Genomic DNA, 11241 nt, shown 5'->3' on the forward strand with positions numbered 1-11241 from the left:
CACGTCGCTGCACGTCACCGGCGCGCCGGGCCACGCTGCGTGACGCGGGTCACGGGTGTGCAGGAGGCTCGTCGGGCCTGCCACCCGCCGGCGTAGACGCCGGGCGCGACGAAGGCGGCCGTCCGCACGGACGACCGCCTTCGTGGTGCTCCGCTCAGGCGACGCGCGGCGCCGCCGTCGGCCGGACCCCGGTCGGCAGCTTCAGGTACTGCTGCTCGCTGCCGGTGACCGCCACGACGTGGGCCGACCGCTCCCGCTCCGGACCGCCGTCCACCACGACCGCGGCGACGTACATCGGGGCGAGCAGCGCCTGTGCGCGACGGCGGCCGAGGCTGAGGTACCCGAACGCGAACGACTGGGCGTCCAGGACCACGTCCTCCTCCTGGCCGCCGAGCATCCGCGACAGCCGGGCGGCGACCTCCGCCGCGGCCTCCTCGGGCCGGCGCGACCGGGCCTTGTCCAGGGTGGACCCGCCGCCGTCGCCGGCGAACCGGCGCAGCGAGACGGTCAGCTGCGAGAGCCGACCGGTGCCGGTCACCTCGACGCTGGCCGACGAGCGGCCCAGCACCGGGAGGTCCCGCACCGACTGGCGGTACGCGCCCACCGCTCGGGTGAGCACGGGGTCGCTGACCTTGCCCTCGCGGTCCGCGCCCGCCGCCTTGAGCTTCCACAGCCGCTCGAACGCGAGGGCGTCCTCCTGGTCGACGAACCCGGTCAGACCGAGCCTGTCGGCCACCGAGTCGACGGCCTTGCGCAGCACGTCGTCGGCTGCGACCTCGGCGAACAGGTCGTCCAGCGGGTCGACCCCGGCGTGCAGCGTGAACGCACCCGAGGCGTGGAACGTGACCGCACGGCCGCCGTCCTCGCCCCGGTACACGGTGCGTTCCCTGAGCCGCTCGCCGCCCTTCTCCACCTCCAGCGAGATCTCCGCCGTCCGCGCCAGGTCCGCGAGCACCTTCTCGTTGCGCCGCAGCACCTCCTCGGGTCGCAGCGCGGCCAGCTCGACCACCTCGGTCACGTCCGGCACGTCGCCCACCAGGGACGCGAGCTTCTCGGTGAGCTCCTTCGTCGTCGTCATCGTCGTCCTCCCTCTCAGCCCTCGGCCCAGCGCCACAGCAGGCAGCCCTGCTGGGACGGGGACAGGTCGGCGGTCACGGAGCCCTCGCCCCACAGGTGGTCCTGGTTGTGCGTGCTCAGCGGCCAGATCACGTTGCCGCCGTTCCACGTCTGGCTCGTGGACGGGCCCACGACGACGGGGTGGTTGTCGACGGCCCAGTCGGACACGCCGTCGATCCAGGCGGACGACACCGTGTCGCCGTCCGTGAGGTTGTCGGCGACGTCCTCACCGCACTCGTCGGTGGTGATGCCGTCGTACATGTTCTCCCAGGCACCGCAGTACAGGTGGAGCCGGTCGAAGATGTTCCAGAGCCCCGTCAGGGTGTCGAGCGGTGCCGTCTCGCACGAGTAGGCCATGACCCACTCGGCGTTCCAGTCCTCGCCCAGCTCCCACGTGCCGGAGAACGTGCGCCACTGGTCGCGTGGCACGTCGTAGAGCAGGCGGGCCTGCCCGTCGGCCGTGTGGTTGCCGTGCGTCTCGATCCAGAACAGGTCGACCGTGTCGACCCACGTGGCGTCGTCACCGCCGCCGCTCGTGTCCTGGATGTCGTTCTCCCAGACGTCCTGCTCCGACCAGTACCAGGCACGGCTGTGCCCGGCGTCGCGGAGCTCGGAGTCGAACCCGTTGCTGCGGTTGAACGTGTACGTCAGGTCCGCGGCCGTGGAGATGCCGTTGGCCCGGGCGTTGCCGAAGTGCCGGATGGCCTCCACGCCGAACGTCGCTGCCATGATTCCCCCTCCTCATCGAGTGACCGCCCTCGCAGGGCGGTCATCGGGGAGGAGCGGTCGACGAGGGAGGGGGATACGCCGGGAGGAGGTGATCCGGGCTCCGTTGCCGCACGACGACGGCCGGACTACCGTCGCGAGGCATGGGCGCTGCGGGCGTGACCGTCGACGGCTACCGGATCGAGCCGCTGTCCGAGGGGACGTGGGACGCGTTCGCGGCCCTGGCGGAACGCCACAACGGCGTCTGGGGCGGGTGCTGGTGCACGTACTTCCACCTGTACCCCGACCCCCTGGACGAGCGCAGGGCGATCGGCAACCGCGAGTTCAAGCGGCAGCGGGTGATCGCCGGCCGCGCGCACGCGGCGCTCGTCCTCGACGGCGACGCTGCGGTCGCGTGGGCCGAGTACGGGCCCGTCGAGGAGCTGCCCAACATCCACCACCGCAAGGAGTGGGAGAAGGGCCTCACCCGCAGCCCGGACTTCCGCATCACGTGTCTCTTCGTGGACCGCGACTACCGGCGCAAGGGGATGGCCTCGGTCGCGGTCCGGGGCGCGCTCGCCCTGATCTCCGCCGCCGGGGGAGGCCTGGTCGAGTCGTACCCGCACGACCTGCCGCCCGGCAAGAAGACGTCCGCGTCGTTCCTCTACAACGCCACGCGCACCATGTACGAGGGGCTCGGCTTCGTCTACCAGCGGTCCAAGGGGCAGGGCAACTGCGTGATGACCATGCAGGTGGCCCCCGGCGAGGCGTGAGGCCTCAGCGGATCGGCGTGCCGCGACAGGGGCGAGGCACGCGGCGGAAATGGCTTGGAGGCAGCACGGCGTGTGCCCAGGATCTCCTCATGGCCACTTCTCGGCGCGCCGACGTGTTCACCGCCGACGGCTTGCCGTCCACCGACGACCAGGGCGCGCACAGGGCGAGGCTGGGCGACGGGTGGACCACACCGTCGGAGCCGCCGCGCTTCCAGCGGCTCGCCCTGAGGCTGACGTGCGAGGGCCTCGACGCCCAGGCCATGGCGCGCCGTTCGGTCGAGCCGTCGACGGCGTCGCTCCTGGGGCTCGTGCGTCATCTCGCGCAGGTGGAGCGTGTGACCTTCCGGGGCGTGACGGGGGGCCAGGACGCCCCGCGGTGGGCCACCGACCGTGACAGTGACGTCGATGGTGCGGTCGTCGACCGCAGGTGGTCCCGCACGCGCGGCCGGCCTGGCGGGCGGAGGTGGGCTTCGCGACCCGGTTGGTCGAGCTGGCCCCGAGCCGTGACGTCGCTGCCGACGATGCGGCGGACGAGCAGGGGAGCGGCGCGGGATCGAGGTCACTCCGCGAGGTGCTCCCGCCGATGATCGAGCGCGACGCCGACCTGCTGCGGGAGCGGATCGATTCTCGCCTCGGACGGTGACGGCCCGCCGGGCACCTCGCCGCCGCCGGTACGCACGGCCGATCGAGGGTGCCACTCAAGCCCCGGGCACGTCCCGGCGCTCCGGTCCGGTGTACGTGCTGAGGGGGCGGATGAGGGCGTTCGACGCGAGCTGCTCCATGATGTGCGCCGTCCACCCGGTGACCCGGCTCGCGACGAACAGCGGTGTGAACGTCGGGGTGTCGAAGCCCATCAGGTGGTAGGCGGGGCCGGTGGGGTAGTCGAGGTTGGGCTGGATGTCCTTGCGCTCGGCCATCGCTGTCTCGAGCGCCTCGTACAGGGCGAGCAGGTCCGGGCTGTCGTAGTGTGCGACGAGCTCGTCGAGGGCCGCACGCATGGTGGGCACCCGGGAGTCGCCGTGCTTGTAGACGCGGTGCCCGAAGCCCATGATCTTGCGGTGGTGAGCCAGGGCGTCGTCGAGCCACGCCGCCGCCCGGTCGGCGGAGCCGATCTCGGCGAACGTCGCCATGACCGCCTCGTTGGCGCCGCCGTGCAACGGGCCCTTGAGCGCCCCGATCGCCCCGACGACCGCCGAGTGCAGGTCCGCCAGGGTCGAGGTGATGACCCGTGCCGTGAAGGTCGACGCGTTGAACGAGTGCTCGGCGTACAGCACCATCGACACCTCGAACGCCCGGACGACGACGGGGTCGGGAACCTCACCGAACGCGATCCACAGGAAGTTCTCCGCGAACCCGAGGTCGTCGCGTGGCGCCACCGCGTCCTGCCCGCGACGGCGGCGCTGGTCGAGCGCGACGATGCCGGGGAGCTGCGCGAGCAGGCGCACCGACTTGGCGAGGTTCGCCTCGGGCGACGAGTCCGACGCGGTCGGGTCGTGCGCGCCGATGACGCTGACGGCGGTGCGGACGACGTCCATGGGGTGGCAGGACTCGGGGAGCGCCAGGACGGCGGCGACCACGTGCTCGTCGAGCACGCGGTGCCAGCGCTCCGTCCTCTGCAGCTCCGCCAGCTCGGACGGCGTCGGGAGCTCGCCGTGCCACAGGAGGTGCGCGACCTCCTCGAACGAGCAGCGGGCGGCGAGCTGCTGCACGGGGTAGCCGCGGTAGAGGAGCGAGTTGCTCGCCGAGTCGACCGACGACACCTCGGTGGTGTCGACGACGACCCCGGCCAGGCCCTTGTGGATCTCGGTGGTGTCGCTCACGGCAGCCTCCATCGTCGTTGATGGTGCAGGGACAGTCAGAGCCGGAAGTTGAAGACGTCCGCGTCGAAGTGGTCGTACGACGCGTAGTCGAGCAGCTCGTAGAGCTCGGCACGGGTCTGCATCCGGTCCAGCAGGCCGGCCTGCGTGCCGTCCGCCCGGATGGTGTCGAGCCCGGACATCGCGGCGCCCATCGCGAGTCGCAGCAGCGTGACGGGGTAGATGACGATGTTCATGCCGACGTCGGTGAGCTGCTGCGTGGTGAGGAGCTCGCCCTTGCCGAACTCCGTCATGTTGGCGAGCAGCGGCACGTCGACAGCGGCCCGGACGGCGGCGAACTCCTCGGGTCCGGTGAGCGCCTCGGGGAAGATCGCGTCGGCACCGGCGTCGACGAGAGCGCGCGCACGGTCGACGGTCGCGGCCAGACCGGCGACCGCGCGGATGTCGGTCCGCGCGATGACGAGGAAGTTCGGGTCCCGACGCCCGTCGACCGCCGCCCGGATCCGCTGCAGCGCGGTCTCGTCGTCGACCACGGCCTTGCCGTCGAGGTGGCCGCACCGCTTCGGGTTGACCTGGTCCTCGATGTGGCAGCCCGACAGCCCGGCGTCCTCGAGACCCTGGATGGTGCGGGCGACGTTCATCGGCTCGCCGAAGCCGGTGTCGGCGTCGACGATCGCGGGCAGGTTCGTCATCCGGGCGATCTGGCCCGCACGCTGCGTCACCTCGGTGGCCGTGGTCAGACCGATGTCCGGCAGCCCGAGGTCGGCGGACAGCACCGCGCCGGAGACGTAGACGCCGTCGAACCCCTTGCGCTCGATGAGCCGCGCCGACAGCGGGTTGAACGCACCGGGCAGCTGCAGCAGCCGCCCGCTGGCGAGCTCGGCCCTCAGCGTCGCCCGGCGGTCGGCGGGGGTGGTGGTGGCGTACAGCATCAGAACAGTCCCTCCGGGGTGCGGACGGCGTCGAGGACGGCTGACGGCGCGACGACGGTGAGGCCGAGGAGCTCGTCGTGCCGCAGCTCGGGCAGCCGCTGGGCGACGTCCAGGAAACGCTCGACCTCGGCGTCCGGGAGAACCCCGGCGGCGAGCGAGCGGAACTTCGCGACGTACTGCTCGCGGGCGAACGGTCGGGCGCCCAGCGGGTGTGCGTCCGCGACGGCGATCTCCTCGACGACCACCTCGCCCGACGTCGTCGTGATCTCGACGCGGCCGCCGAAGGCCTTCTCGGCCGGGTCCGTCGAGTGGTACCGGCGCGTCCACTCCGGGTCCTCGGTCGTCGTGACCTTCTGCCAGAGCGCGACCGTGTCTGCGCGCGCCGCCCGCGAGGGGGCGTACGAGTCGACGTGGTGCCAGGCGCCGTCCTGCAGGGCGACCGTGAAGATGTACGGGATCGAGTGGTCGAGCGTCTCCCTCGACGCCGACGGGTCGTACTTCTGCGGGTCGTTCGCACCCGAGCCGATCACGTGGTGGGTGTGGTGCGAGGTGTGGATCACGACGGAGGCCACGTTCACCGGGTCCGTCAGGTCCGGGCGCTCTCGGTGGAGGCGCCGGGCCAGGTCGATGAGCGCCTGCGACTGGTACTCGGCCGAGTGCTCCTTGGTGTACGTGTCGAGGATCGCCGTCTTCGGCTCGCCGGGACCGGGGAGCGGCACCACGTAGTGCGCCGACGGGCCGTCGAGCAGCCAGGCGACCACGCCGTCCTCGCCCTCGTAGATCGGCGTCGGGGACGTCTCCCCGCGCATCGCCCGGTCGACGGCCTCGATCGCGACCTTGCCGGCGAAGGCGGGGGCGTAGGCCTTCCACGACGAGATCTCGCCCTTGCGGGACTGTCGCGTCGCGGTGGTGGTGTGCAGAGCCTGGCCGACGGCGTGGAAGACGACCTCCGTGGGCAGGTCGAGGAGCGTGCCGAGGCCGGCCGCCACCGAGGGGCCGAGGTGCGCGACGTGGTCGATCTTGTGCGCGTGCAGGCTGATCGCCCGCACGAGGTCCACCTGGATCTCGTAGCCCGTGGCGAGGGCCCGGACCAGCTGGGCGCCGGACCGGCCGGTGTGCTGGGCCACCGCGACGATCGGCGGGATGTTGTCGCCGGGGTGCGAGTAGTCCGCGGCGAGGAACGTGTCGTGGTAGTCGAGCTCGCGCACCGCGACGCCGTTCGCCCACGCGGCCCACTCGGGAGTGACGCGGGTGGACCGGTCGACTCCCGACACCGTCGAGCCGTGCCGCACGGAGCCGGGAGCGAGAGGGTGGGCGAGCGCCTGGGCGCGGGCGGCGACGACGGGCCGCCGCGCGAGCGAGGCGACGGTGACCGCCGCGTTGTCGATGACCCGGTTGACGATCATGTCGGTCACGTCGTCCGGCACGGCGACCGGGTCGGCGGCGACCTCGGCGATCTTCCAGGCCAGCTGCTCGGTCGGGGCCAGCCGGTCGGCGCTCGGGTGGACACGCACGTCGTGCTGCTGGGTCATCGGTGCTCTCTGCCTCTCGTCACGGGCGGCCGGTGGGCTCCCGGGCGGGTCGCGCGCGCACCTCGTCGAGCACGACGACCATCGCCCGAGGTTACTGTGCGGTACGTCCGGCGTCGTGCCCGCCGCTGCAGCCGCGCAGGCGGACGGTGGAAATCCAGCCCACCACGCAGCCCGGCCCGTGCGACGATCGCGCGGTGCTGCTCACCCTGACGTCGACCGCGCCCTCGGCCACCGACCTGGGCTTCCTGCTGCACAAGCACCCCGACCGGGCCCAGTCGTTCGACCTCTCGGTGGGACGCGCGCACGTCTTCTACCCGGTCGCCACGGCCACCACCTGCACCGTCGCGCTCCTGCTCGAGGTGGACCCGATCGCCCTGGTGCGCGGCAAGGGGGTCCGCGACGCGGGGTTCAGCCTCGCGGAGTACGTGAACGACCGGCCGTACGCGGCCTCGTCGATGCTCGCGGTGGCGCTGGGGCGGGTGTTCCGCAGTGCGATGGCCGGCCGGTGCGAGCTCCGCCCCGAGCTCGTCGACCAGGCGCTGCCCCTCACCGTGCATGCACCAGCCGTCCCCTGCCGGGGAGGTGCTGAGGTCGCCGAGCGGCTGTTCGGCCCGCTGGGCTGGCAGGTCCGGGCCCGGCCGGTGCCGCTCGACCCGACCATTCCCGCGTGGGGCGACTCGCGGTACGTCGACCTGCTGCTCACCGGCACCATGCGGGTGGCCGACGCCCTCAACCACCTGTACGTGCTGCTGCCGACGCTCGACGCCGCGAAGCACTACTGGGTGGGGAGCGACGAGGTCGACAAGCTGGTCCGCGTCGGGGAGGGCTGGTTGGGCAGCCATCCGGAGCGTGACGAGATCGCGCGCCGGTACCTCGCGCACCGCAGGTCGCTGGCGCGGTCCGCACTCGCACGCCTCGCCGAGGTCGACGACGTCGAGCCGGAGGTTCTCGACGACGCCGTGCCCGAGGTCCAGCCGGGCACGGTCCTCGACCGGTCGCCCGAGGTGGCCGGCGGGCCGGAGCCTGCGCCCGACGGCGACGCGGCCCCGCCCGGTCCCGTCGAGGAGGTCGCCGCAGCGGCGGGGCCGCTGGCCGCCCAGCGGCTCGACGCCGTCGTCGCGGCGCTGCACGCGTCGGGTGCACGCAGCGTGGTCGACCTGGGCTGCGGCGAGGGTGTCCTGCTCAGCGCGCTCCTGGCCGACGCGCGGTTCGAGCGGCTGCTCGGTGTGGACGTCTCGCACCGGGCGCTGCAGCTGGCCGCCCGCAGGCTGCACCTGGACACCCTCCCGGACCGCCTGCGGCAGCGGGTCGACCTCGCGCAGTCGTCGGTCACCTACGCCGACGCCCGCGTCGCGCGGTTCGACGCGGCGGTGCTGATGGAGGTCGTCGAGCACGTGGACCTGTCGCGTCTGGGCGCACTGGAGCGTGCCGTCCTCGGCTCGGCGGCGCCGGGGACGCTCGTCGTCACGACCCCGAACGCCGAGCACAACGTCCGCTACGAACGCCTCTCGGCCGGCGACTTCCGGCACGCGGACCACCGCTTCGAGTGGACGCGGGCGCAGTTCCAGGAGTGGGCCGGCGCCGCCGCCGAACGCTACGGGTACGCCGTGCGGTTCGCGCCCGTCGGGCCCGAGGATCCCGAGGTCGGACCGCCGACGCAGCTCGCCGTCCTCACGAAGGGGGCCGTCGCGTGAGCACCATCACCGTTCCCGACCTGTCGCTCGTGGTGCTCGTCGGAGTGTCCGGGTCCGGGAAGTCGACGTTCGCGGCCCGGCACTTCGGCCCGTTCGAGACGCTGTCGAGCGACTACTTCCGTGGCCTGGTCTCGAACGACGTGAGCTCGCAGGACGCGACGCGCGCCGCCTTCGACGCGCTGCACCACGTCGCCGCTCTGCGGCTCGACGCGGGCCTGCTCACCGTCGTCGACGCCACCAACGTGCAGCCCACCGCCCGCCGGGCGCTCGTCGAGCTCGCCCGCGCGCACGACGTGCTGCCGGTCGCGGTCGTCCTCGACGTGCCGGAGCAGGTCTGCGTCGAGCGCAACGCGGCCCGCCCTGACCGTGACCTGGGCGCGCACGTGGTCCGGCGGCAGCGCGACCAGCTGCGCCGCTCGCTGCGCGGGCTCGGCCGGGAGGGTTTCCGTGGCCTGCACGTGCTGCACGGCACCGACGAGGTGGACGCGGCGCAGATCGTCCGCCAGCCGCTGCGCAGCGACCGTCGCACCGAGCGCGGCCCGTTCGACGTGGTCGGCGACGTGCACGGCTGCCGCACGGAGCTCGAAGCGCTCCTGGAGCGGCTCGGCTACGTGCTGGCGCGCGACGAGGACGGTCGGCCGGTCGACGCCGCGCACCCCGAGGGTCGCCGCGCGCTGTTCCTCGGAGACCTCGTGGACCGCGGCCCGGACAGCCCGGGCGTCCTGCGCCTCGTGATGGGGATGGTGCGGGCCGGGCACGCGCTCGCCGTGCCGGGCAACCACGAGAACAAGCTGGTCCGGGCGCTGGACGGCCGGCAGGTGCAGACCTCGCACGGGCTCGCGGAGACGCTCCGGCAGCTCGGCGAGGAGCCGGCCGAGTTCCGCGACGAGGTCCGTGCCTTCTGCGACGGGCTCGTCGCCCACCTGGTCCTCGACGACGGCCGGCTCGTCGTCGCGCACGCCGGCCTGAAGGAGGCGTTCCACAACCGGGCGTCGGGGCGCGTGCGCAGCTTCGCGCTGTACGGGGACACGTCCGGTGAGACGGACGAGTACGGCCTGCCGGTGCGCTACCCGTGGGCGGACGACTACCGCGGGCGGGCGATGGTCCTCTACGGCCACACGCCGACGCCCGTGCCGACGTGGGTCAACAACACGATGTGCCTCGACACCGGGTGCGTGTTCGGCGGGCACCTCACCGCGCTGCGGTACCCCGAGAAGGAGCTCGTGCAGGTCCCGGCGGCGCAGGTCTGGTACGAACCGGCGCGGCCGTTCCCCACGGCGGGGACGGAGACGGTCGACGTGCCGGCCGGGGCGCACCGCGACCCCGAGGTCCTCGACGTCTCGGACGTGCTCGGCAAGCGCGTGGTCGAGACCCGTCTGCACGGCCGGGTCACGATCGCCGAGGAGAGCACGGTCGGCGCGCTCGAGGTGATGAGCCGGTTCGCGGTCGACCCACGCTGGCTGCTCTACCTGCCGCCGACCATGAGCCCCTGCACGACGGCGCCCGACGGCGACCTCCTCGAGCACCCGCGGCAGGCGTTCGACGCCTACCGGTCGGACGGTGTCGGCACGGTGGTGTGCGAGGAGAAGCACATGGGGTCCCGGGCGGTCGTCCTCGTGTGCCGCGACGCGCAGGTGGCGGGGGACAGGTTCGGCATGCCGGACGGCGTGACGGGCATGGTGCACACCCGCACCGGTCGCCCGTTCTTCCGTCCGGACCTGACCGAGCAGCTGATCGACGTGGTGCGCCGGGCCGCCGAGGCGGCCGGCACCTGGCGGGCGCTCGGGGCCGACGGGACGGACGCGCGCTGGCTGCTGCTCGACTGCGAGCTGCTGCCCTGGTCGGCGAAGGCCGGCGACCTGTTGCGGCACCAGTACGCCAGCGTCGGGGCGGCCGCGCTCTGCGCCCTGCCGGCCGCGGTGGGCGCGCTGGAGGGCGCGGCGTCGCGCGGCCTGGACGTCGAGGGCCTGCTCGACCGCACCCGTCGCCGCCAGGAGAACGCCGGGGACTTCGTCGACGCCTACCGGCGGTACGTGTGGCCGACCGACGGCCTCGACGGCGTGCGTCTGGCGCCGTTCCAGGTCGTGGCCTCCGACGCCGCGGCGTTCCACGACCGCGACCACCTGTGGCACCTGGGCGTCGCCGACGCACTCGTCGATGCGGACCCGGCGGGAGTCCTCGAGCGGACGCGGCGCGTCGTCGTGGACCTCGGGGACGACGCGTCGGTGGCTGCGGGGACCTCCTGGTGGGAGGAGCTCACGGGCGCCGGGGGAGAAGGCATGGTCGTCAAGCCGCTCCAGAACCTGGTGCGCGGCTCCCGGGGACTCGTCCAGCCGGGGATCAAGGTCCGGGGCCGGGAGTACCTGAGGATCATCTATGGCCCGGACTACACCGAGCCCGCCCACCTCGACCGGCTGCGGTCGCGGAGCCTGGGCCGCAAGCGCGGGCTGGCGCTGCGGGAGTACGCCCTCGGCCTGGAGGCGGTGGAGCGGGCCGTCGCGGCCGAGCCGCTGTGGCGGGTGCACGAGGCGGTGTTCGGGGTGCTGGCTCTCGAATCCGAGCCGGTCGACCCGCGGCTCTGACCTGGATCTTCGCTCTGCCTGCGATCTGAGACGCTTGTCTCACATGGTGAATACCCCATCGCCCTGGTCGGCTTACTCTGGTTTGGTTCT

Annotated in this window: 9 protein-coding genes and 1 pseudogene; 5 read left to right on the top strand and 5 right to left on the bottom strand. The window is 73.0% G+C overall.

What is annotated here, in order from left to right; all coding sequences use genetic code 11:
* Positions 1–154: 154 nt before the first annotated feature.
* Positions 155–1078, bottom strand: a complete 924-nt coding sequence (locus ACVW07_RS18135; protein ID WP_456820600.1) for a hypothetical protein — start codon at positions 1076–1078, stop codon at positions 155–157.
* 14 nt (positions 1079–1092) lie between these two features.
* Complete coding sequence (locus tag ACVW07_RS18140; RefSeq protein ID WP_456820601.1) at positions 1093–1845, bottom strand: DUF6345 domain-containing protein; 753 nt, start codon at positions 1843–1845, stop codon at positions 1093–1095.
* A gap of 140 nt (positions 1846–1985) precedes the next feature.
* On the opposite strand from ACVW07_RS18140, the gene ACVW07_RS18145 reads away from it, so the two are divergent.
* The 3 genes and pseudogenes from ACVW07_RS18145 (at position 1986) to ACVW07_RS18155 (ending at position 3237) form a co-directional block, all read left to right on the top strand.
* Positions 1986–2594: a GNAT family N-acetyltransferase gene (locus ACVW07_RS18145; protein WP_456820602.1), complete on the top strand. Its 609-nt coding sequence runs from the start codon at positions 1986–1988 to the stop codon at positions 2592–2594.
* Between the two features lie 89 nt (positions 2595–2683).
* Positions 2684–2986 (top strand): annotated as a pseudogene (locus tag ACVW07_RS18150) (mycothiol transferase); the annotation flags it as partial.
* 35 nt (positions 2987–3021) lie between these two features.
* On the top strand, positions 3022–3237 hold the full coding sequence (locus tag ACVW07_RS18155) for a hypothetical protein (RefSeq protein ID WP_456821138.1): 216 nt from the start codon (positions 3022–3024) through the stop codon (positions 3235–3237).
* A 55-nt stretch (positions 3238–3292) separates the two neighbouring features.
* On the opposite strand, the gene ACVW07_RS18160 is transcribed toward ACVW07_RS18155, so the two are convergent.
* From ACVW07_RS18160 to ACVW07_RS18170, 3 genes are read right to left on the bottom strand one after another with little or no spacing between them, the layout of a single operon-like run.
* On the bottom strand, positions 3293–4414 hold the full coding sequence (locus tag ACVW07_RS18160; RefSeq protein ID WP_456820603.1) for a bifunctional 2-methylcitrate synthase/citrate synthase: 1122 nt from the start codon (positions 4412–4414) through the stop codon (positions 3293–3295).
* 35 nt (positions 4415–4449) lie between these two features.
* A complete protein-coding gene (prpB, locus tag ACVW07_RS18165; protein ID WP_456820604.1) occupies positions 4450–5343 on the bottom strand; it encodes a methylisocitrate lyase in 894 nt (297 codons plus the stop codon).
* Positions 5343–6875, bottom strand: coding sequence for an MmgE/PrpD family protein (locus tag ACVW07_RS18170; RefSeq protein ID WP_456820605.1), 1533 nt, complete (start codon positions 6873–6875; stop codon positions 5343–5345). Before ACVW07_RS18170 ends, prpB begins: the two co-directional genes overlap by 1 nt.
* Positions 6876–7069: 194 nt before the next feature.
* Between ACVW07_RS18170 and ACVW07_RS18175 the strand changes: the two genes are divergently transcribed.
* Together ACVW07_RS18175 and ACVW07_RS18180 are read left to right on the top strand one after the other, a co-directional pair.
* Positions 7070–8569, top strand: coding sequence for a 3' terminal RNA ribose 2'-O-methyltransferase Hen1 (locus ACVW07_RS18175; protein WP_456820606.1), 1500 nt, complete (start codon positions 7070–7072; stop codon positions 8567–8569).
* The gene (locus ACVW07_RS18180; RefSeq protein ID WP_456820607.1) at positions 8566–11151 is read left to right on the top strand and encodes a polynucleotide kinase-phosphatase; all 2586 of its coding nucleotides are present in this window, start codon (positions 8566–8568) and stop codon (positions 11149–11151) included. Before ACVW07_RS18175 ends, ACVW07_RS18180 begins: the two co-directional genes overlap by 4 nt.
* The last annotated feature ends 90 nt before the right edge of the window (positions 11152–11241 follow it).

The sequence above is a fragment of the Cellulomonas sp. URHB0016 genome (assembly GCF_054057935.1).